The sequence below is a fragment of the Clostridium sp. AF27-5AA genome (genome assembly GCF_003478415.1).
In the GTDB taxonomy this organism is placed as follows: domain Bacteria; phylum Bacillota; class Clostridia; order Lachnospirales; family Lachnospiraceae; genus Otoolea; species Otoolea fessa.
The window spans coordinates 48,908-70,043 of the sequence record NZ_QUFH01000013.1 but is presented as its reverse complement, the minus strand read 5'-3'; the positions used below and the strand labels follow the sequence as shown (position 1 = coordinate 70,043).

Here is a 21,136-nt window from a genome sequence, read left to right as displayed (position 1 = left end):
GATCAATGCGGCAATTCTATCTGTATACAAGCAGCACTTTAACTTACTGAATTGTCGTCTTTTTGTTATTATAGCAGATTTTATTTCACTTTTATATCTTAATCCATATATTTTTACCGCCCTGCAACCTTATGCGATACCAGAAATGTCACAACCGCTGTCACCGCGAAATAAAACCATGTGGACGGATTGCTGAACCAGGTTGTGAAAAACGATAAGAGCATGTAAAGTGCAAACTGTGCGTACAGAAGATAGGTAATCGGATTCTGCACCTGGCGCATCATCCGCATCAGCAGATACGCCGCCGCTCCTAATATGGCAGAAAAGATGAACACGCCAATTATGCCGAAATCGTAGTACGCATCATAAAACATCGTCAGCGTCGTCAGCTCTTCCTTCGTCACATAATACGGAAATGCCGTCAACGACGGAACCAGAAACTTGAGTCCCGTCAGCGTCCAGAACGGTGCCAGCATCTTCATGCCCCAGCTGTGCTTCACAAGTCCCTTGACCAGACAGTCGAAATTATCGTAATTGTTTGCAATATAGATATACGGCTGCGTCACAAAAATCGGCAGGTGCCGTTTCATCTCAAAAACCGTATTCAAGTAGGCAGTATCATGGCTGCGCGCGATCGTCAGCAGAATGTAGAGCCCAATCAGCCCTGCCAGCGCAAAAACAACATAAATCGGATTCAGCTGGTGTTCCATCTGTATGTAGGTAATCAATGCCAGCAGTACCGCAAACAGAAGCTGGGAGCGCGACACGCACAGAAGCGGAATCGCCACCGCCGCTGCATCTGCCAGAAGCATACATACCAGCCGTCCCCGGCTGCGACCGCCCTCGATGCAAAAATAGATCACAGAGAGCGCCGGAACCAGCACACAGGACACCGTTAGATAATGAAGCCCGGTCACATGGAAATAGGAATAAGCATGCGGAACGCCCCGGAGCAGCAGCGGAATATAGCCCATATAGACCGCCTCGATCGCGAAACAGCCTGCCGATAGCGCCGCCAGCGCCACCGCGCAGAAAAAGACGGTTCCGGCATAAGATTCCAACCCCCGGCGCTGCACCGCGCCGGAATGACCGCCCACGCGGACGGACGCCTCACCGGAAAATGCTTCCAGATAATAAAAAGCCAGATAAAAGCCCGCAAACGCCGCCAAAAGTCCCAGCCACGTTCCCGCACTCCATGCCTGACTTAAATAACTAAGCTTCATACACGCCAGTCCCTGTCCACCTACAAAGGAAAGAGCGAAAATCCCCCGCAGATGCAGAAGATTTCCACTCCGGATATAGTCTGACGCATACAGATACGCCGCCGCCGCCAGAAGCCCTGCGCCGGATAAAAGATAATGGCGGCCAAGCGCCAGAAGCAGCGAAGCCGCATAGCAAACCAAATAAACGATCATAGTTTCATCCTATCTGTACGTCTGTACACATTCTTTTACCGCACCGGTTTTCCCTACTCGCCCAGCCCGTCATCAACTATTTTCAGCATCGCCGACAGAGCTTCCTCCTCGTCTTTTCCATCACAGATAAACTCGATCTCATCACCGCTCTTGATGCACGCCCCAAGCACGCTCAGGACACTCTTTGCATTGGACACGGTGCCACGGAACTGGAACTGGACAGAACAATCGAATTTTACCGCCTCATTACACAGGATTCCCGCCGGTCTCAAATGCAGACCAGTCGGGTTTTTTAATTTAATTTTTGCTTTTACCATTGTTTAACTTCTTTCTCCTCATTTGTGGATGGCATACCATACTTTATGCAGCATTGCCGCTCTCTGCATCCACATTTTCTTTTGCCGAGCTTGCCCCGCTCTCCCGGTTGGAACTGCTCTGGCTGCCCGTGTCTCCACGGTCACTCTCGGTGCTTTCCGTCGTCTGGGCACTGGAGCTTCCATGTTCGCTGACCCGCACTGTCACAGCCGGCGCCGACAGCATCTTATACGCGTCCCCCAGCTGGAACTGCGCCGCTGCCGTGTGCTCGCCCAGTCCCATGCCTGATACATCGACCCGGATATTCATCTTCGCCGCCGACAGGCTGCTTAAATCCTCCTCAAGTCCCTGTACCTTGACTTCCATCTTCGTATCTTCGACGGTATAGCTGTAGCTGCTGTTCTTTCCGTTTAGAGTCACATCCTCCGGTTTGACCGTAAAGGTCTTCTCTATCAACTTCTCCACCTGTAGTGTCACGTTGATCGTCGTGCTGTCCAGTCCCACGATCGTAAGCCCGGACGGCAGATAATCATCCAGATCGATCTCGCACTCCACATTCTTCGTCGCGCCCTGCACATTAAGGGACGGTCCCTGAATCGTGAGCGTGCTGACCGATGCCAGATCCGTCTTAAGCCCCGCCACAGACACCGACTTGATATCCGTCTTCGGACCCGTATAGCGGTATCCATCCGCCACTTCACCACTGACGTCAAAATCAAGCGGTACTTCTTTTACTTTCAGGATCTGCATCGTATAAGAGACATCTCCGCCAACCGTCTTGACAGAATCTCCCAAATCTGACAGCACATTTCCATTGGCGTCAAAATACTCCGGTGTTGCTGTTCCACCGACATCCGCCGCAGCACCGTCAATATTAAAACGGATACCCACGCTGCTGATCTGTCCGATCAGGGAGGTTGGTCCTTTAACCGTCACCTGGGATGGCACCATTGTCACCTCACCCGCCTCGTAACCCTCTGCCGCCTTGCCCTGAGGATACGCTTTCAGCGTAAATGCCTTGGTCTGCAGCGCCTCGGTCGTGATCTTGATGACCTCCGGGGACTTCACAACCGGCGTGGACTCCAGCAGTTCCTCATTGTTCACCACTTCCACTCGGATCGGGATCGCACCCGTCACATCATACATTTCCGATAAATCCGCATAGGCGTTGAAATCCGACGCCTTTACCTTATAATCATCCTTCGTCCGGATCTTGAAACTGATCACCACCGTTTTTTTGCCTACCACATCATAGGCAAGATCCGCCTGCTCCAGCACCTGATCGTTCGTGATCGTGACCGGAACCTCCCTCGTCGATACCTTGATCGGGTTCGCCACATTCACGACTGCCAGCCACACAAAGAAAGCACAGAACAGGGCAATCAGCTTGATCGCAAGATTATTCGTCAGCTTTTCTTTCATTTCTGCGTCTTCCCTTCCATATTCTGAAACGACCTGTGTTTTCCGTTTCCCGTTTTACCAGAACTGACAATATATCTCTCAGTTCATCTCCATCCTTGACACTCTTAAGCCGTCCGGACACAGCCACCGACACACGCCCTGTCTCTTCCGATACAACCAGCGTCACGCTATCGGTCGCCTCACTGACTCCGACTGCCGCACGGTGTCTGGTTCCCAATGCCTTGCTGATATCCATATTGTCCGAGAGCGGCAGATAACAGGTCGCCGCCGTCACACGGTTACCGCGAATCACGACCGCGCCGTCGTGCAGCGGTGTGTTGTGCTCAAAAATATTGATCAGAAGCTGGCTCGTCACGATACCATCGACCTCGATGCCCGTCCGCTCGATCTCTCCGAGCGGCGTGCCCCTCTCGATGACGATCAGGGCGCCCGTCTTGACTTTTCCCATCTCAAAACAAGCACGCACCAGCTCTGCAATCGTCTTTTCGCTGAAATCCTCATTTTTCTTCGTATCATCCGTTGAAAACAGCGTCGTCAGCACGTTCTGGCTTCCGATCTGCTCCAGTGCTTTCCGCAGCTCCGGCTGGAAAATAACGATGATCGCCGTTACCGCAATGTACGACGTCTTTTCCAGAAGCCACAGAATCGTATCCAGTTCCAGGATCGCAGCTGCCAGAAAGAATGCAAGAATAAAAACAATGCCCTTCAGAAGCGTCCACGCCCGCGTATTTTTGATCCAGATCAGCATTTCATATACCAGAATTGCTATAATCGCGATCTCTATTAAATTTTTAAAGGTTATCTTCGGTACGAACGAGATCCACGAATAAATCTCCGCCAGTATCTCTGCCATTCTTTTCCCTCCCTTTCGGGCTGCGTTTCTGTTACCAGTCACGTACATATGACCCGTCACGCATTTCTTTTAACAACAAGTTTCTTTTATAAAATAGTCTATCTTCTCTTTACTTTATTGATTTCCTGTACCTTTACATCCGTCCTCGAGATCGCAATCTTTGGAACCGCTTTCACATAGTAATAATAATCGTCATCCTCAAACTGCGTGTACTCAGTCCGGCTGTAATCGACCGAAAAAACAAACAGCTGATAGATCAGCGATGCAATAACCGCACCAATCATTCCTACAATCAGCTCCGGCACGGACACCGGAACGCCAAAGCGGAAATCGCCGATAAACACAACCAGAATCTGTAAAATAAGGCCAGCTCCGATCGCGATCCCCCAGGAGTAGTTGATCGACAGTTTCTTGAGCACACAGACCGTCAGCGCCCCCAGGCAGCATGCCGCAATCATGACAAGCATCGCCGGGTTTGCCAGCAGGTTTTTGATGACCTGCGCCAGCATCTGCGTGATCTCAGTCTGCTCACTGCCTGCCAGGAAGCTTCCGTTCTGCTTCACATACAGAATCACGTAGTACAGAAAAATCCCGCAGCTCATCGGAATCACCGATACGAGGCTTCCAGTCAGTCCAAGAATCATCGGGACTGCAAACGGCACCTTCAGAAAAAACAAGATCGGCGTTACAATCAGGTACGCGCTGTCACCCGGCTGAAATCCGTAATACAGCAACACCACGATCAGAAGGAACACCAAGGTAATGAGCGCCACTTCCATCGATGCTGCAAAGAGCTGTGCCAGCAAAAAAATCCCAATCAGAAACGCAATGGCTCCAAATGGGAGAAATGCACATATAATTCCCGCAAACAGCGGCACCAGACCGCCGCTCAGTTTCGGCATCAGTCCGATGTTCTGGTTAATCAGAAACACCGCCGCAAAGGCAGTTATAAAACGCAGGAATGCATTCACAAATGCACTGTATCTCGCATAGAAAGCCTTGAGTGCTTCTTTCCCTGCAAGGAGTCCTCTCATCTGCCTCTCCTCTCTCTCTCCATTTTTCTGGCGCGCCGGTGTATATCGTAGCGCTTATCCAGATGTTTCAGTTTCGCTATGTAGATCCGGTTCATCTTTTCCTCGTACTCATACCGCCCGCCATACACGATGATCGTCAGGACGACATACAGAAAAAGCCCCCCGAGGTATAAAGCTCCTCCTCGAAAAGCCAGTCCCTTCAGTTCATCCATTCCTATCGAACTCAGAACTACTTCTACATTAAATAATACCCACATTCCAAAGAGAAGTATGCTGCACAATGTATAGCTTATAAATCCCCGGAGCAGATTGCGGCTGATATAGTCGCTTTTAAAATACTGATTGACTGTTTTCATCTGGGAAGCATGCTTCTTCTCAAACAGTGCCAGTTCGGTCATTAATTTTATCTTGTCTTCGTTGAGCATACATGGTTCCTTTTTTATATATGCCGCGGCTTCCGGTCCGATACGTCCCGTTTCTGAAACCGCTGCGCCAAAAACGCATTCTTCCATAAATTATAACATAACTTTTTTCTCTTGGCGAGGGGGCGGGGGGATTTTTCATAGGTTTTTCATAAATTTGTAAGGGATTGTCAGACATCAAAAAAGAGCTCTGCCGATCACACATTTTCGCATGATCGGCAGAGCGTATCAAGTCTGTTTCATAAGATGTAAAAACTATGCCTTTTTTGCTTCTTTTTATGTTATGATACTTTTATGATGATACCAGGGTCAAAAGGTCAGAAGTTCGACGCAAGCTTGCTTGCAGGAGCATTTTTGACCTTGGGACCCGCCAAAAACATGAGTAAGTAGCCATTTTTCAAAGAAAAATGAGCGAATTACGAATGTTTTTGAAGATTGCGGGAGCATATAGTGCGGAGCAATCTGGTATCAGAGGGGTCAAAATGCCTTTTGACCCCAACATCTTTATGATATTAGGATCAAAAGGTTCGAAACATGCGTAAGCAGCCTTTTCCCAGACAATCAGAAGAAAAGAGGGATTTTGTTTTGAAAATCGCGATTGTAGATGGTTTGTCCAGTGTATGGGTGCAATACCTCGCGCTCCCTTGCTTTGGCGTTTTATTTAAGCTGATAGTAGACGCCGAGATCGGAATGATTTTATTTCTATATTTATTTATCATCGATTATCTGTTGGTCGTGCGTGCCGCCGCTTTCTGCATCTGTCAGGCGCTCTTCGGCTACAACTTTTTCTCCTGTCAGACCGGGTGTTCCAGCTCTGAAAACACGCCGCCTTTCATCCGTCTCTCCGCGGTGCAGACGGGTACCTCCACCCTGTCCATCACCACGGACAACACCAGCGCATTCAGCCCTACCTGGATGAATGAAAAACTGGTATCGACCAAACCTGCTGGAAGCGGCATCGGAACCGAATCGATCCGCATGATCGCCGAACAGTACCACGGCGATGCACGGTTTGAATGGCGGGACGGCGTATTTTATGCTTCGGTATTGCTGAACCCATAATGATACAAAAACCAGATATCCTCTTTTTATATAATATAAATTTTCTGCTATCTCCCTACATAACCGGTTCCTGCAGCACGGTTCCCTCCGGGAATGCGGTACGGAACACGCGGCGCACCAGCGGACCTGCTACGATGAGCTGGAACGGAAGCGCCATGATGATGTTCTTCGGAATATTGGTCAGCCAGATGATGAGCAGCTGGCTCCACGCACCGGATTTCACGCAGGCTTCCAGACCGCCATATAAGGACATAACAAATACCATCGGAACGACCATGCAGCAGGAGATCGTAATTACTTTACGAAGTGTGCTGCTCTCCGGTGATACAAAGTAACGGAACGCAATTCCCTTCGCCGGACCGGACACGATGAACCAGTCAAACAGAAACGCATACACGAATGCAAACGGGAATCCGATCCATCCTTCGCGGATCGTTTCCAAGGATAAATGTCTCATATGAAGGGTTACATTGTACATACTCATCCAGAGTACCATCGTGAAACACATGATAACGGAATAGATAAAACTTTCTCTCTTATTTCTTGGCATTTTCATTCTCCTCCTATAAAATAATTGCTTCTATCCAGATGCATCGGCAAATCAGTCCGACACACCCACGCACAAGATGCTGTCCGTGATAAATTTCACAAAATAAAAGGCAGCAGAAATCGGAAACTCGTTTTGATCTCTACTGCTGTATGCAATCTCACTGCGTTTTTTCAAACTATATTCGATTTGGGTTACGGTTCGCTATTATAACGTCTTTTTTCCATTCGTGTAAGCACTTTTTTTATTTTTTCACAATTTCATCATATTGAACGATCAATTTTTTTTATTTTTTATTCCGCTTATGCAACTTGACAAGAGCTGCTTTTTCAGCTCCCCTTTCATTTTTTCCGAATTTTTCCCTAAAAACAGGCAAATAGATATTGACAATACTGCCTTTATTCGATAGAATGTAATAGTATGTTTACATTGAACTGTCCGTGTCCAGGCTTTAATGCAAACCAAATACAAAATGAATTACGAATCAAAATAAAAGAATTTATGATGGAGGTACACTACATTGGCTAACATTAAATCCGCAAAAAAAAGAATTTTAGTTGCAGAGACAAGAGCTGCAAGAAACAAGGCTATCAGATCCAAAGTTAAAACTGCTGTTAAGAAAGTAGAAGCTGCTGTTGCTGCAAAAGATAAGGCTGCTGCACAGGCTGCATTATTAGCTGCTACCAGCGAGATCGACAAGGCTACTTCCAAGGGCGTATACCACAAGAATACAGCTTCCCGCAAAGTATCCCGTCTTTCCAAGGCTGTAAATACTCTGGCTTAATTATCCAGAGCGGATCTTTCGAATTATATATTAAAAATTAACCCAAATTAAAAAACCATTATTCTGTGGGTGTGACAGAATAATGGTTTTTTGTTGCTTCTTTTCCAGCCGGGTCCGGCCGAAGAACCGCTGATTCTGATGCTGGCACTGCCCTTTAGAATCAGCGCACGGAACTTCTGGGCTGACTGATCAGCAGCTCCACCGCCAGCCGGTCGCCCATCCGCCCGGTCTTGACTGCCTCCTCGGCATCCACGCAGGTCTGCACATAGGAAATGAGCTGTTCTTTCGTAAATGCCGCCGCCTGGCTGCTGAGTTTTCCGGCTACGAACGGAGGTACTTTCAATTTCGAGGCAACCGTCCCCCGGTCTGCGCCGGACGCCTGCAATTCTCGCACCAGCAAAAGCTGGTTAAACTGTCTGGCAATCAGGAACAGGATCCGCATCGGCGGCTCCCTGAGTGTCAGCAGGTCTTCGTACAGATCCATCGCCCGCTTCGTCTTTCCCGCCGTGATCGCCGCTACCATGTCGAAGATCTTGTTCGTGATCTGCACGGTCGTGATGACTTTCACATCCTCTGCCGTCACTACCTCACTGCCCATCGTGTAGGAAATGAGTTTTTCCAGCTCCATCCGGATGTTTTCCATATCATCGCCGACGCGCTCCAAAAAGAGATTCATCGTGGAGGGCGTGATCTTCCGCCCATTCTGCGCCAGGATCGTCGCCGCCCATCTGGCGAGCTGCGCGCTGTCCTGCCGCTTCATCTCCGCAATGTGACCCAGATCCTTGACCTTTTTGTAGAGTTTGTTTCGCTTATCGACCGCCTCTTCCACAAATACGATGCAGGTCGTGTCCGGCATCGTCGGCAGATACTCCGCCAGCGCCTCCGAAGAAGTCTTGAAAAATCCGCTGTCCTCGATCAGAATCAGACGCCGCTCGCTGAAAAATGGCATCGTGTCCGCCAGACTGATCAGCTCGTTCACATCCAGCCCTTTTCCCTCGAAATAATTGTAGTTCATCGTATCATCGCCCGAGATCGCCGCCCGCAGCTTCTTTTTATAACTCTGCTTCAAAAACGCCTCTTCGCCGTATAGCAGATAAACCGGCTTAAATGTGCCATTTTTGATGTCTTCATTGATCGTCTGCATTAACTCCGTCCCCGCCTCCTGGTTCTATTCGATAAAAACAGATCCATTTTTTCGAATGACTGTCCATCCGGTTACTTTCCTGTCTATTTTTTCACTTCCTACTATTATAAACATTTTTCTAAAATGTTGTCTACTGTAAACCCATAAAAAGAATAAAACAGCAGCTCCTTTTGTTGCTTGAAATTTTTCCTTGGTTCACTTTCAGTCAAAATCTACATTACCATCCCCAGCAAAAGATAGACCGCATACGCTACAATCCACGCAATCACGCACTGCGCCACCACGACAAAGCAAGCCCATTTTCCGCCCAGTTCGCGTCTGACCGATGAGATCGCTGCCACGCACGGCGTATAGAGCAGGCAGAAAACCAGCAGACTGACCGCTGAAAGAGGGGTCAGAATGTCACGCAGGCTCTGAGTCGTCCCGAACAGAACCGACAGCGTTGATACAACACTCTCTTTTGCCATAAATCCGGTCAGAAGTGCCGTGCAGACACGCCAGTCGCCTAATCCCATCGGCGCAAACAGTGGTGCAATCACACCAGAAATAACCGCCAGAAGACTCTGCTGGGAATTGGACACAACATTCAGGTGCAGATCAAATGTCTGAAGGAACCAGATTAAAATCGTCGCCACAAAAATAACCGTGAATGCTTTCTGCAGGAAATCCCTTGCCTTTTCCCAGAGAAGCTGGGCGACATTGCGCGCCCCCGGCATCCGGTAGTTCGGAAGCTCCATGACGAACGGAACGGCTTCACCCTTAAATAAAGTTGTTTTAAGAAGCATTGCCATCAAAATTCCCATCAGGATTCCCAACAGATAAAGTGCAATCATAACAATCGCCCCATGATGCGGGAAAAAGACAGCGGTAAAAAACGCATAAATCGAAATCTTGGCGGAACAGCTCATAAACGGAGTCAACAGGATCGTCATTTTTCGATCCCGCTCCGAAGAAAGCGTCCGGCTTGCCATGACTCCTGGTACCGTGCAGCCAAAGCCAATCAGCATCGGCACGATGCTCCGTCCGGAAAGGCCGATCTTTCGAAGCAGTTTATCCATCACAAACGCCACACGTGCCATATAACCGCTGTCCTCTAAAAGCGACAGGAAGAAAAACAGCGTCACAATGATCGGCAGAAAGCTCAAAACACTTCCGACACCATTGCACACACCATCGATCAGAAGGGAATGGAGCACCGGATTGATACCTGCCGCTGTCAGCGCTGCGTCTGCCCGCTCTGTCAGCCATCCAATCACCAGTTCCAGACCATCTGAAAGGACCGCGCCAATCACATTAAATGTCAGCCAGAATACCAGACCCATGATTGCAATAAATGCCGGAATCGCCGTGTAGGTTCCGGTAAGAAGACGGTCAATCTTCACACTTCGCTGGTGTTCCCGGCTTTCCCTCGGTTTGACGACTGTCTGCCTGCAGACTTTTTCGATAAAACCAAACCGCATATCTGCAATCGCAGCTGCCCGATCCAGCCCGCGTTCCTTCTCCATCTGGCAAATAATATGTTCCAGCGTCTCTTTTTCATTCGTGTCCAGATTCAGACGCGCCTCAATCTCCTCATCGCCTTCTGCCAGCTTCGATGCAGCAAAGCGCACCGGAATACCCGCATTCTGCGCGTGATCTTCAATCAGATGCATAATACCATGCAGGCAGCGGTGCACCGCACCACCGTGATAATCCGCATCACAGAAATCCTGCCGTCCCGGCTTCTCCTGAAAATGCGTTACATGAAGCGCATGATCGATCAGCTCTCCGATTCCTTCATTCTTTGCCGCTGAGATCGGGATAACCGGAATTCCCAGTTCTTCCTCCAGTTCGTTGACACGGACAGAACCGCCGTTCTGGCGCACCTCGTCCATCATATTAAGCGCCAGAACCATCGGAATATCCAGTTCCAGAAGCTGCATGGTCAGATACAGGTTGCGCTCAATGTTTGTCGCATCCACGATATTGATGATTCCCTTCGGGTGCTCCTGCAAAATAAACTGACGCGTCACCAGCTCCTCATTCGAATATGGCGATAAGGAATAGATTCCTGGCAGGTCGGTCACTTTCGTATTTTCATGTCCGCGGATCGTGCCATCCTTCCGGTCCACCGTCACACCCGGGAAATTCCCCACATGCTGATTGGATCCGGTCAGCTGGTTAAAAAGCGTCGTTTTGCCACAGTTCTGATTACCTGCCAGGGCAAACGTCAGGACGATGCCATCCGGCAATGGGTGTTCCTCCGCCTTTGTATGGTATTTTCCACCTTCTCCGAGTCCAGGGTGATCGATCGCGCGCGCCATCGGAATCCCATGTTCCTTTTTGTCCGCTGCTTCGGTTCCTGCCTCGCGTACATTCTCAATCTCTATCTTCTCTGCATCCGCCAGGCGCAACGTCAGTTCATAGCTATGAATCCGCACCTCAACCGGATCGCCCATCGGCGCATATTTTACCATCGTAACCGATGCAGTCGGAATCAATCCCATATCCAGAAAATGATGCCGCAGTGCACCTTCTCCGCCAACTGCCCGAACGGTTGCAGTTTTTCCTATTGGTAAATCCTTTAATGTCATTCTCTGCCTCCATCTCTCTTCATTAGTCAAACTCATTGTATGTCATCAGGCTTCTACATCCGCCTGATTTTGAAGCAAAGCATAGAGAGAAAAATACTATTGAAACTTTTTCTCAATTATGTTTCCAGATAAGTCTATTGTACTTTAGGGAATTTGTCAATCGTTGGAATCTTTAAGAATCTACCAATCAGAAAAAAATAGAAAAGATAAAAGAAAAACAGCAAGGATGAATCATCCTCACTGTCTCAAAATAGCTGGGCTACAAGGATTCGAACCTTGAAAATGACGGAGTCAGAGTCCGTTGCCTTACCATTTGGCGATAGCCCAATCTTTTATTTCATAGCTGTCTCAGCCACATTTATTATTATATCATAAATTTTTGTTTCGTCAAGTATTTTTTTCAAACACTTATGTTTTTTTGAACAATTATAATTATTTACCAGTTCGAAACATTTTACAGTCTCGTAATGCCCCGGATATTTTTCCGTCACGAGGCTTCCTGCAAATAATTCTAATGGTTCTTAAAATTCCTGCTGCCCGAATCCAACTTCTGATAACTCCAGACATATCATGGTTCAGGCAACAGGAATCATATATCCTCATACACTCCGCTTTAATTAGCTGACTCCGCATCTGTCTTCGTTTCTTTTTCCGTCTGCTTTGTCTCCATCTGACTGTACTCTGTCTCCGAGTGCGTGCTCTCTTTTACTGCTTCTGTCAGTGTCTCCGGCGCACGGGATGTCTCGGACGGCTTTGTCTCCACTGTCTCATCATCCGCATCGTCGTCATCCTCATCAATCAGATCGTCCGCAATATCCGGCGTCTCGAAATAGCCTTTTACCGTACCAAAGGAACCGCCGTCCCGCACTGCCACTCCGCCGAGCGTAAACGTGCACTCCGTATTGGCTGGAAGCCCTTTGACGTGAATCTCACAGGAGGTTCCGCCTGTGTCCGTGATTCTCGCCGAATAGCTCTGACCGTCCGGATCTACCACCGACACGGTCGGATTTTTCCATTTAACCTTTTCCTTAAAAACGATGTTCAGCGAACCGCTCTCGTAATCTACATAGTCAATCTTCGCTTTCTTGCCTCCCGAATCGACTTCTTCCTCGTCCTCATCTGCTGCGGCGGTTGTCTCCACCGGGCGTACTGCAGTCGATGGCTGTTCTGCCGGCGTCGGTTCATTTTCCGGCTGACCGGTGCTTTCCACGGTCGTCTCCGCTAAGGTTTCTTCCTCGGTCTGCGGCAATGTCACCTCACGAACCAGAGCCGCATCCGTCTCAATGGTGCTGTCCGTCTTCGAATAACCTACCGTATAAGCACGATCCGCGATCTCCCGCGCAATCTCTTCCATCGTCATACCGGCAAATTTTTTCATATCATTTTCGGTCAGGTCGTTATCCCGAATCAGCTCTCGCAGAAAATACGCTTTTCCATAAGAAATATTGTATTTCTCCGCCAGATCCTGAATCTCCCCGGTTACCTTCATCCGCTGGTCATAGACAACCGCCTGTACCGCGTGTTCCTGCAGGGAAGACTCTACATCCCCTACGACATCCTGACGCAAAGATGATGCCTTTTTCTCATTCTCATTGGACACGGTAACCAGAATCGCATTGTCCAGTTCATCCAGATAACCGTTCCGGACCATCGAACCGATCAATGCGTTGACCGCAATATCAAGGTCTACATTTTTCAAATTCATATCATCCAGGATCGTCTCCGCATCCTCATTAAGCGGATTCGCCTGCAATACTTTCTCGTTCCGGTTGACGGAAAGCTCAATACTCGGATTGACATCGATGCCAATCACCGAATCGACACGGTGATTCTGGTAAAATGAAACACCGCCTCCTAACACAGCCACACACAGACAGGCTGCTGCTGCCATCGCCACGGTCCGCATCCGGCGGTACATCCGTACACGTCTGGATGGTTTTACATAGATCTCCTGTGGCGTCGAGAGATCGATTTTATCAAATACGTTGGGAGTCAGGGCGTCCATCGCCGACCGCAGATGTGACTCAATCTCATCCTGTTCCCACGCTGTTTCAGAGTGATCGGTCAATGTACTCCCTCCTCTCTCAGGTGTTTTTTCAGTTTTTTCATAGCACGGTTGTACTTGGAAAGCACCGTTGCCAGCGGCATCTCCAAATCTGCCGCGATCTCACGATGTTTTAACCCCGCTGATGTCCGCAGAAGTACAATCTGCCGTTCTTCTTCATTTAATATTTTGAGTGCTGCGTGTAATACCATCTTATCCGCAGCATCCTCTATCTGGGGACAGAATTCCCCTGTCTCCATCTCAGAAAGATCCGAAAGCCCGATATCCGCTTCATGCTTCTGGTCACGGAAACGCATATAGCAAAGATTTCTAGCGATCGTAAACATCCACGCCAGCGGTTTGCCCTGCGACTGATAGCTTCCAGCCGAAGTCCAGACCTTTAAATAAAGCTCCTGCATGACCTCCTCAGAGTCCTGCGGATTCCGCAAAATCGACAGAATAAAACCGTATATAGTTTTATCCGTATTCTGATAAAGCTGCTGAAACGCCGCCTTATCTCCCTCTGCCACTCGCAAAAGCAGCTTTTCATCGCTCATCTTATCATAGGCGACCGTCTCTTCCATGGTCGTTAAAAGCCCCATCAAAAACATGGACGAAATTTCCTTTCTATATAACTTAATGCAGATAAACCAGTTCTTATTGCATTTGTTATGAATTTTTTCTGATTCCTGTCCAGCTCCTCGCAGCAGCTGGCAAAAATCAATGCAGCTTTATTCATACTCGACCCGTTCCAGAAAAAGCCCCTCCGGCGGCGCCGTAAAGCCCGCCAACGCTCGGTCACAGGAAAAAAGCGTCTCCGCCACCGATTCCGGTGTCCGCTTATGAAGTCCTACCTCTATCAGTGTTCCGGTCAGGATTCTTACCATATTATATAGGAAGCCATTGCCACGAAAATGTAGTTCGCACACACTTTCCCGCATGGCAATCTCGATGGCAGTGAGATTCCGCACCGTCGATTTTTTCATCCGTTTCAACGAGCAGAATGCTTTAAAATCGTGCTCACCTGTCAGATACGCAGCCGCCCGCCTCATGGCCGCTATGTCCAGAGGTTCCCCCAGACCGTACACATATCGGCGCTCAAATACATTTTTCTTCGCTGCCGTCTCAATCCGGTAGCAGTACGTCTTGGAAACAGCATTTAAACGGCTGTGAAAACGCGTTCCCGCCTCCTGTGCCGATAAAACAGCGATATCATCCGGGAGATAGCGGTTCATATACGCCTTTATCTCCTCTGCACTCATTTCATCACAGGATGACGGCAGATGAAAATTTGCCGTCTGCCCCCAGGCATGGACACCTGCATCGGTCCGCCCGGAACCGTGTACTTCAACCGGCTGACCTGCCATTTTTTCAAGAATCTGTTCTAGTTTTCCCTGAATTGTCTTGTCTGTATTTTCCTGTTTCTGCCACCCGTCATAGCGGCTTCCGTCATACTGCAGGGTGATTTTTATATTTCGATCCGGCATATTTTTCTCCATGTGTTATCCATTTTCATTCTTTTTTATTCGTAAATATATCTGTCCCGCCGCCAGATACAGCAACGTTCCGGTCAGCGCTCCTGCCATATCCAGCCACACATCGCTGATCTGACCAGAACGCCCCTCGGTAAACAACTGAATCGTCTCATCCAGAAATGGAACCGCAAATATAGCGATGCGGTGGATTTCCAGCCATACAGACCCGCACGGTGCCATCGCACGCATTCTCCCAGTCCTATCTTTCCCATCAGCCGGATCCTCTGTCCACATTTCTTCCAAAATAGCTCCGTTCACACGCACACAGAGAGCACTCTGCCGCAGCAAAATCCCCAATCCTGTATACTCAATAAAATGAGCACATTTGCGCACAATATGCTCGGTCAGCCATGGTACGGCTATTCCGGTATCTGCTGCCAGCTTCTGCAAAAGCCGGAGAACCCGTCCGCTCTCCGCCGATGACTGCACTGCCGGGCGCATGGAATTGGAGTAGATAAATAAAATGTATAATATTAAGATCACATGCCAGATCCATGCCATTCCCAGTGCTTTCTGTTTTTCCCGGATATTTTTTCCTGTATTCATCTATCAATCCCTGTATTCGCTTGACTCTTCTATGCGCTTACGCCTTTACTGCTCTGATTTTAAGATTCCGCTCGCGTCAATCCGCTGTACCGCCAGCGCGATCGCATCTTCATCCTGCACCAGCGCCATCCGCACATGTCCTTCTCCCGATGGACCAAACGCACTTCCCGGTGTCACCAGAACTCCTGTTTTTTCAAATAACGTTTTTACAAATTCCATCGAATCGCTAAATCCAGCCGGAATCGGTGCCCAGACAAACATCGTTCCCTCCGGTTTCTCCATCTTCCATCCGATCGATGCAAGACCATCACACAGACAGTCACGCCGTCTCTCATAAGCAGCTCTGGTCGAAGCCACACAGCTCTGGTCACCGGTAATCGCCGCGATCGCTGCCTTCTGGATCGGCAGGAACATACCGTAATCCATATTGGATTTCAACGTTTTCAGATGACTGACAACTTCCTTATTTCCCACGCAGAAGCCGACACGTGCCCCCGCCAGTCCATAGGTCTTTGACAGGGAATTAAATTCCACTCCGACTTCTCTCGCTCCTGGGAAACGCAGAAAGCTTCCGCAGGTTCTTCCATCAAATACCAGTTCACTGTAGGCGTTGTCATGCAGCACGATAATATCATATTTCTTTGCAAATGCGATCAATTCTTCATAGAAACTGTCCGGTGCCAGCACTGCCGTCGGATTGTTCGGGTAGGAGACAATCATAAATTTCGCTCTCTGTGCCACTTCCTCCGGAATTTCTTTCAAATCAATGATGTAGTGATTTTCTTCCCGCTGCGGCATATAGTAAAGCTCTGCCCCCGCCAGCGACGGACCATCCGCAAAGACCGGATAGCACGGATCCGGCACCAGAACCACATCGCCCTCGTCCACGATCGAAAGTGCGATGTGCGCCAGTCCCTCCTGGGAACCAAGCAGAGAGCAGATCTCCGTCTCCGGATCCAGTTTCACCCCATAGCGGCGCTCATACCAGTCAGACACTGCCTGCAAGAGCGCCTGCTGATCCTGAATTGCATACAGGTAATTCTCCGGCACCAGGCAGGCATCGCTGAGCGCTTTTAAAATATGAGGTGCTGGTGCAATATTCGGCGCGCCGATACTCAGATCTACGATCGTCTCTCCCTCTTCCAGCTTTTTCTTCTTCATCTGTGCCAGCATGGAGAATACGCCCTCGCCAAACCGGTCCATTCTATTTGCAAATTTCATCTTATGTTTTTCCTCGCTTTCAGAAGTTCTTCTATCCACCAGCTGAGTCAACAGCCCCTGACTCTGTCATTCTCCATCGTTCTATCTTTGATTTTTCTGGTTCTCAGCCTTTCTCCGCCATTCTTTTTATCTGGCTATATAAGTATTAATTATAGTACAAGCATATAGGAAAGTAAAGGCGTGTCCAACAACGGAATTTGCCGTAGCTTTTCTAAAAACGTTGTAAAAACAACCGACTTTTCTCAGCAAAACAATTATACTTAATCTCGTAATTGAAACAGTAATTGTTCCGTGCTTTTATCCTCACGGACAGGAAATTCATACATGAAAGTTAAGAAAGACGAGGTTTTTATCATGATACGAAGAATTATTGAAATTGATCAAAAAAAATGCAACGGCTGCGGGCTCTGCGCTTCTGCCTGTCACGAGGGCGCCATCGGCATGGTTGATGGAAAGGCAGCTCTTTTAAAAGATGATTACTGTGACGGTCTGGGAGACTGCCTGCCAGCCTGTCCGACCGGTGCCATCTCTTTTGTCGAGCGCGAAGCAGCGGCTTACGATGAAGCGGCCGTCCAGGTTCATATGGCTGCCCGCAAGGCAAAACAGGTGCTGGAAAATGCAAATACTGCTGCTTCTGCAAACGCTTCCGCCCGCCCTGCATTCAGCGGATGTCCAGGATCCATGAGCCGTTTCCTGAAGCGCACTGAAAGCGCTCCTTCTGAACATGACGATACTCATGCAGATAGCGCCGAGACTTTTAATCCTTCTGATTCAGCATCCATCCGGGTGAGCGCCCTTCAAAACTGGCCGGTTCAGATTAAATTAGCTCCGATCCATGCACCGTATTTCGATGGGGCAAAGCTCCTGGTCGCTGCCGACTGCACCGCTTACGCATACAGCCGCTTCCATCAGGACTTTATCCATGGTAAAATAACCTTGATCGGATGTCCGAAACTGGACAGCATCGATTACTCCGAAAAACTGACCGAAATTATCCGCAGCAACGATATCAAGAGCGTGACCGTTGTCCGCATGGAGGTTCCATGCTGCGGAGGCATTGAACAGGCAGTAAAAAATGCCTTGCAGGCAAGCGGAAAATTCATTCCATGGCAGGTAACAACCATTTCGATCGATGGGCGGATTTTAGATTAATATCTGCCATTCCCCCGATTGACCTACCCAACCATTTCGTGCAGGTTCCGCTCTCCATACACACCTGCCGAATGGACTCAATCAGACTCAAAAGAATACGAAAATTTATATATCTAAACGAGATTTTATTAAGGAGGTTCATTATGGAATACCCATACATCAAAAACATTACTCACGAAAAAGTGCAGTCTTTAGCCGGCCTGGTAAACGCAGAAGACGGTCAGATCGTCAGCAAGACTCTGGCACAGAACGAAGCTGTCAGCGTTACTCTGTTTGCATTTGCAAAAGGCGAAGAAATCTCCACCCATGATTCCACCGGAGATGCGATGGTGACCGTTCTGGAAGGCACCGGCCGCTTCACGGTCGATGGCGTCGAGCACCTGGTTCACGCAGGCGAAGTTCTCGTCATGCCGGCGAAAAAGCCGCACGCCGTTTATGCACCGGAAGCATTTAAATGGATGTTGACGGTTGTTTTCCCATTTAAATAAAGACTGCGCTCAAACTCTTTTTACCATGCAGCCCGACTGATAGCAGCCCTTATCCATTTATTCCAAAACAGGCATACCGCAGGAATCCATGCATGATTTTCATCCTTTTCTCTGCGATATGCCTGTTTTTCATTTTATAAGCACATGGTTGTGTTCATTTTTCCAGTTAATCTCCCTTCAACAGATATGAACAGCAGCTTCCAGCTTTCATTATTCCACATACTCATGTGTCTCCACCCACTGCAGCAGTTTTTCAATCGCCGGATTCGGATTGCTCTGACGCCATGCGATCTCAAAATCAAGTTCTTCCGGACTGCCGTCCGCGCGGAGAAGCGGAACCACCACCAGATTCCGCGCATTCCGATAATGGCGGACGGCATATTCCGGGAGAATCGCCACGCCAAATCCCGCTGACACCTCCAGAAGCACCGTCTGTACCTCCCGTTCACGCGCCACGATATTCGGTATAAAACCGCCCTTATTGTAACAAATCAATACTTCTTCCGCCTCATCGTTGGAACGTCCCTGCGGCTGCATGATGATAAAGTCTTCCCGCGCCAGGTCACGGTACATCAGATGGCTCTCTCCCGCCAGCGTATGTCCCGGATAAAGAACCGCCATCATCGGAAACCGTTTGAGGAACCGGTGCTTTAAATCCTCGTAATTCTGCGTGTACAAAGACAGATTAAAAGCAAGATCGCAGGTTCCATTATCTAACAGCTCATAGAGCGCGCTCATATTTTCCCGCAGCAGATGAATCGAAATATTCGGGTACGCCTCATGAAAACTTCTGAGCGTCTCCGAAAAACGGCTCTGCTCATATCCCCGGATAAATCCGATCGTCAGCTCCCCAGCTACGCCTTCCGCTGCCGTCCGCGCGAGCTTCGCCGCCTCCTCGGCGCGGACCAGAATCGCCCGCGCCTCGTTCAGATATACCTTTCCCGCCGCCGTCAGCTCGACATGGTGCTTGTCCCGCACAAAAAGCGGCACCCCGATCTTCTCCTCCAACGACTGAATCTGCAGCGTCATCGCTGTCTGCGAAATAAAACATTTTTTCGCCGCCCGCGTAAAATTCAGCTGCTCCGCCGCCGCCACAAAATATTCCATTTGTTTTAAATTCATCTCATTTCCCCATTTCTATATCCTATATGTAATCGCGTCTTTTCGATCGAGCAGAAAAATGAATCACGCCGTCCAATTTACGGGCTTTCGATCTGGCTTTTCCTGTTTTGTTATAAGTTTCCCTTATTATAATATCTGTTCTTTCTATTGGCAAGTTTTTCATTCATCCTTTATAATTTTTAATAGTCAACAAAAGAAAGTGAGTGAAAGGTATGAAACAATTCAAAAATTTCTACGAAGGCACATACGCCAAGTACATTCTGCCGGGCGTCCTGCTGCAATCGGTTCTGATTGGCGGCGGCTATGCAACCGGACGTGAGATTTATTCTTACGGTGCAAAATTCGGAGCGATGGGCTGGATCTCCGGACTGACGATCGGCATCGGTTTTGCCCTGTTTGCCTTCCTGACCTTTGAGATCTGCCGGATCTACAAGGTTTACGATTATAAAAACTATATCAAGCAGGTCATTGGACCGCTCTGGCCGATGATGGATATTTTAACTGTCCTCATCGCGATTCTGCTGATTGCCGTTATGGCAGCCGCAACTGGAAGTATTTTCGAGCAGGTCGGACTTCCGAATATTCTCGGCTCCGTTGTGATCGTTCTGATCTGCGGACTCCTGAACTTTAAGGGTTCCAAGGTGATCGAGAAATTTGAATCGATCGGTACTATTTTACTGTATGGCGGCTATATTCTGTTTACAATTCTGGTACTCGTCAACAAGGGCAGCAACATTTCCCATGTATTCAGCACGATGGACACCAGCACCTACGACGGCTCTGTCACTGTTCCGCTGTGCATTTACACCGGTATCCTGTATGTTGCCTACAACATCAATTCCATCCCGATGGGCATGTTCTCCCTGACACGCCAGACCAAACGGAAAGAAACCTTTATTTCCGGTCTGATCGCCGGTCTTCTGATGGTTATTCCGTGGTTTTTGTCTTACTTTGCGATGATGTGCTTCTACGGTGACACCTCCATCGTCGGCGCGGATGTCACAACCCCGTGGATGGAAATGATCAAGGCAGTCAACGGCGGACCGGCACTGATGGCACTGTTCAGTCTCGTTATGGGCTGGACGCTGGTTGAGACGGCAACTGGCTGCATCCACATGATCATCGACCGTTTCGACGTTGCCATGGAGGAAAAGGGCGCTGCCAAGCTGTCCGATACAAACCGCGGTCTGATTACGGTCATCACGCTGATCGCTGCACTCGTATTATCCCGCGTCGGCGTTGTCACCTTGATCGAGCAGGGCTATTCGTACCTGTCTTACGGATTTATCCTCTTCTACCTGCTGCCGACGCTGCTGGTAGGCGGATATAAGATTATTAAACATAAAGACAAATAAATATGTAATGATAAGAACACATCCGCCTGTGGGAGATTTCATCTTATAGGCGGATGTGGTATAATGTAAACACTTGACGAGGTATTTTCGAATCAACATAGA

Annotated in this window: 20 protein-coding genes and 1 tRNA gene; 5 read left to right on the top strand and 16 right to left on the bottom strand. The window is 48.7% G+C overall.

Annotated elements, in window-relative coordinates:
• Nucleotides 1-113 precede the first annotated feature (113 nt).
• The 6 genes from DWY89_RS12405 to DWY89_RS12380 form a co-directional block, all read right to left on the bottom strand.
• Nucleotides 114-1,415 carry an O-antigen polymerase gene (locus tag DWY89_RS12405; RefSeq protein WP_118524713.1) on the bottom strand — a complete coding sequence of 434 codons (1,302 nt, stop codon included), beginning with the start codon at nucleotides 1,413-1,415 and terminating at the stop codon, nucleotides 114-116.
• Nucleotides 1,416-1,468: 53 nt separating this feature from the next.
• The gene (locus tag DWY89_RS12400) at nucleotides 1,469-1,732 is read right to left on the bottom strand and encodes an HPr family phosphocarrier protein (protein WP_107001249.1); all 264 of its coding nucleotides are present in this window, start codon (nucleotides 1,730-1,732) and stop codon (nucleotides 1,469-1,471) included.
• A gap of 43 nt (nucleotides 1,733-1,775) precedes the next feature.
• Nucleotides 1,776-3,152, bottom strand: coding sequence for a CdaR family protein (locus tag DWY89_RS12395; protein ID WP_118524712.1), 1,377 nt, complete (start codon nucleotides 3,150-3,152; stop codon nucleotides 1,776-1,778).
• Nucleotides 3,130-4,005 carry a diadenylate cyclase CdaA gene (gene cdaA, locus DWY89_RS12390; protein ID WP_107001251.1) on the bottom strand — a complete coding sequence of 292 codons (876 nt, stop codon included), beginning with the start codon at nucleotides 4,003-4,005 and terminating at the stop codon, nucleotides 3,130-3,132. The genes DWY89_RS12395 and cdaA overlap by 23 nt, the downstream gene beginning before the upstream one ends.
• A 98-nt stretch (nucleotides 4,006-4,103) precedes the next feature.
• On the bottom strand, nucleotides 4,104-5,039 hold the full coding sequence (locus DWY89_RS12385) for an ABC transporter permease (protein ID WP_117795983.1): 936 nt from the start codon (nucleotides 5,037-5,039) through the stop codon (nucleotides 4,104-4,106).
• Nucleotides 5,036-5,551 carry a hypothetical protein gene (locus DWY89_RS12380; RefSeq protein ID WP_243022831.1) on the bottom strand — a complete coding sequence of 172 codons (516 nt, stop codon included), beginning with the start codon at nucleotides 5,549-5,551 and terminating at the stop codon, nucleotides 5,036-5,038. Before DWY89_RS12380 ends, DWY89_RS12385 begins: the two co-directional genes overlap by 4 nt.
• 495 nt (nucleotides 5,552-6,046) lie before the next feature.
• Between DWY89_RS12380 and DWY89_RS12375 the strand changes: the two genes are divergently transcribed.
• Nucleotides 6,047-6,523, top strand: coding sequence for a GHKL domain-containing protein (locus tag DWY89_RS12375; RefSeq protein WP_182426599.1), 477 nt, complete (start codon nucleotides 6,047-6,049; stop codon nucleotides 6,521-6,523).
• Nucleotides 6,524-6,578: 55 nt separating this feature from the next.
• On the opposite strand, the gene DWY89_RS12370 is transcribed toward DWY89_RS12375, so the two are convergent.
• Nucleotides 6,579-7,073 (bottom strand): DUF2798 domain-containing protein, encoded by a 495-nt coding sequence (locus DWY89_RS12370; RefSeq protein ID WP_118524711.1) that lies wholly within the window; start codon nucleotides 7,071-7,073, stop codon nucleotides 6,579-6,581.
• Between the two features lie 517 nt (nucleotides 7,074-7,590).
• On the opposite strand from DWY89_RS12370, the gene rpsT reads away from it, so the two are divergent.
• Complete coding sequence (gene rpsT, locus DWY89_RS12365; protein WP_022358531.1) at nucleotides 7,591-7,854, top strand: 30S ribosomal protein S20; 264 nt, start codon at nucleotides 7,591-7,593, stop codon at nucleotides 7,852-7,854.
• A gap of 160 nt (nucleotides 7,855-8,014) precedes the next feature.
• On the opposite strand, the gene holA is transcribed toward rpsT, so the two are convergent.
• From holA to DWY89_RS12325, 8 genes are all read right to left on the bottom strand, one after another.
• The gene (gene holA / locus DWY89_RS12360; protein WP_118524710.1) at nucleotides 8,015-8,998 is read right to left on the bottom strand and encodes a DNA polymerase III subunit delta; all 984 of its coding nucleotides are present in this window, start codon (nucleotides 8,996-8,998) and stop codon (nucleotides 8,015-8,017) included.
• A 212-nt stretch (nucleotides 8,999-9,210) separates the two neighbouring features.
• Nucleotides 9,211-11,571 (bottom strand): ferrous iron transport protein B, encoded by a 2,361-nt coding sequence (gene feoB / locus DWY89_RS12355; protein WP_118524709.1) that lies wholly within the window; start codon nucleotides 11,569-11,571, stop codon nucleotides 9,211-9,213.
• Between the two features lie 254 nt (nucleotides 11,572-11,825).
• Nucleotides 11,826-11,898 (bottom strand) — tRNA-Gln (locus DWY89_RS12350).
• 286 nt (nucleotides 11,899-12,184) lie between these two features.
• Nucleotides 12,185-13,639 (bottom strand): hypothetical protein, encoded by a 1,455-nt coding sequence (locus tag DWY89_RS12345; protein WP_107001257.1) that lies wholly within the window; start codon nucleotides 13,637-13,639, stop codon nucleotides 12,185-12,187.
• Nucleotides 13,636-14,226, bottom strand: a complete 591-nt coding sequence (locus tag DWY89_RS12340; RefSeq protein WP_118471852.1) for a sigma-70 family RNA polymerase sigma factor — start codon at nucleotides 14,224-14,226, stop codon at nucleotides 13,636-13,638. Before DWY89_RS12340 ends, DWY89_RS12345 begins: the two co-directional genes overlap by 4 nt.
• A gap of 120 nt (nucleotides 14,227-14,346) precedes the next feature.
• Nucleotides 14,347-15,102, bottom strand: a complete 756-nt coding sequence (gene truA, locus DWY89_RS12335) for a tRNA pseudouridine(38-40) synthase TruA (protein ID WP_118523985.1) — start codon at nucleotides 15,100-15,102, stop codon at nucleotides 14,347-14,349.
• Between the two features lie 15 nt (nucleotides 15,103-15,117).
• Nucleotides 15,118-15,696 (bottom strand): VanZ family protein, encoded by a 579-nt coding sequence (locus DWY89_RS12330; protein WP_243022830.1) that lies wholly within the window; start codon nucleotides 15,694-15,696, stop codon nucleotides 15,118-15,120.
• A 45-nt stretch (nucleotides 15,697-15,741) separates the two neighbouring features.
• Nucleotides 15,742-16,917, bottom strand: coding sequence for an aminotransferase class I/II-fold pyridoxal phosphate-dependent enzyme (locus DWY89_RS12325; protein ID WP_118523986.1), 1,176 nt, complete (start codon nucleotides 16,915-16,917; stop codon nucleotides 15,742-15,744).
• 354 nt (nucleotides 16,918-17,271) lie between these two features.
• Between DWY89_RS12325 and DWY89_RS12320 the strand changes: the two genes are divergently transcribed.
• Nucleotides 17,272-18,069 carry a 4Fe-4S binding protein gene (locus DWY89_RS12320; protein ID WP_118524002.1) on the top strand — a complete coding sequence of 266 codons (798 nt, stop codon included), beginning with the start codon at nucleotides 17,272-17,274 and terminating at the stop codon, nucleotides 18,067-18,069.
• Nucleotides 18,070-18,212: 143 nt separating this feature from the next.
• Entirely contained in the window at nucleotides 18,213-18,557 is a 345-nt protein-coding gene (locus tag DWY89_RS12315) for a cupin domain-containing protein (protein WP_107001261.1), read from the top strand.
• A 210-nt stretch (nucleotides 18,558-18,767) separates the two neighbouring features.
• On the opposite strand, the gene DWY89_RS12310 is transcribed toward DWY89_RS12315, so the two are convergent.
• Nucleotides 18,768-19,679, bottom strand: coding sequence for a LysR family transcriptional regulator (locus DWY89_RS12310; RefSeq protein WP_118467060.1), 912 nt, complete (start codon nucleotides 19,677-19,679; stop codon nucleotides 18,768-18,770).
• A gap of 212 nt (nucleotides 19,680-19,891) precedes the next feature.
• Between DWY89_RS12310 and DWY89_RS12305 the strand changes: the two genes are divergently transcribed.
• Nucleotides 19,892-21,034 (top strand): hypothetical protein, encoded by a 1,143-nt coding sequence (locus DWY89_RS12305; protein WP_117795991.1) that lies wholly within the window; start codon nucleotides 19,892-19,894, stop codon nucleotides 21,032-21,034.
• Nucleotides 21,035-21,136 lie beyond the last annotated feature (102 nt).

Excerpts from the sequence above, each read along its gene's own strand:
- DWY89_RS12405 (WP_118524713.1), bottom strand. The coding sequence starts at position 1,415 with ATGATCGTTTATTTGGTTTGCTATGCGGCTTCGCTGCTTCTGGCGCTT.
- DWY89_RS12400 (WP_107001249.1), bottom strand. The coding sequence starts at position 1,732 with ATGGTAAAAGCAAAAATTAAATTAAAAAACCCGACTGGTCTGCATTTG.
- DWY89_RS12395 (WP_118524712.1), bottom strand. The coding sequence starts at position 3,152 with ATGAAAGAAAAGCTGACGAATAATCTTGCGATCAAGCTGATTGCCCTG.
- cdaA (WP_107001251.1), bottom strand. The coding sequence starts at position 4,005 with ATGGCAGAGATACTGGCGGAGATTTATTCGTGGATCTCGTTCGTACCG.
- DWY89_RS12385 (WP_117795983.1), bottom strand. The coding sequence starts at position 5,039 with ATGAGAGGACTCCTTGCAGGGAAAGAAGCACTCAAGGCTTTCTATGCG.
- DWY89_RS12380 (WP_243022831.1), bottom strand. The coding sequence starts at position 5,551 with ATGGAAGAATGCGTTTTTGGCGCAGCGGTTTCAGAAACGGGACGTATC.
- DWY89_RS12370 (WP_118524711.1), bottom strand. The coding sequence starts at position 7,073 with ATGCCAAGAAATAAGAGAGAAAGTTTTATCTATTCCGTTATCATGTGT.
- holA (WP_118524710.1), bottom strand. The coding sequence starts at position 8,998 with ATGCAGACGATCAATGAAGACATCAAAAATGGCACATTTAAGCCGGTT.
- feoB (WP_118524709.1), bottom strand. The coding sequence starts at position 11,571 with ATGACATTAAAGGATTTACCAATAGGAAAAACTGCAACCGTTCGGGCA.
- DWY89_RS12340 (WP_118471852.1), bottom strand. The coding sequence starts at position 14,226 with ATGTTTTTGATGGGGCTTTTAACGACCATGGAAGAGACGGTCGCCTAT.
- truA (WP_118523985.1), bottom strand. The coding sequence starts at position 15,102 with ATGCCGGATCGAAATATAAAAATCACCCTGCAGTATGACGGAAGCCGC.
- DWY89_RS12330 (WP_243022830.1), bottom strand. The coding sequence starts at position 15,696 with ATGAATACAGGAAAAAATATCCGGGAAAAACAGAAAGCACTGGGAATG.
- DWY89_RS12325 (WP_118523986.1), bottom strand. The coding sequence starts at position 16,917 with ATGAAATTTGCAAATAGAATGGACCGGTTTGGCGAGGGCGTATTCTCC.
- DWY89_RS12320 (WP_118524002.1), top strand. The coding sequence starts at position 17,272 with ATGATACGAAGAATTATTGAAATTGATCAAAAAAAATGCAACGGCTGC.
- DWY89_RS12315 (WP_107001261.1), top strand. The coding sequence starts at position 18,213 with ATGGAATACCCATACATCAAAAACATTACTCACGAAAAAGTGCAGTCT.
- DWY89_RS12310 (WP_118467060.1), bottom strand. The coding sequence starts at position 19,679 with ATGAATTTAAAACAAATGGAATATTTTGTGGCGGCGGCGGAGCAGCTG.
- DWY89_RS12305 (WP_117795991.1), top strand. The coding sequence starts at position 19,892 with ATGAAACAATTCAAAAATTTCTACGAAGGCACATACGCCAAGTACATT.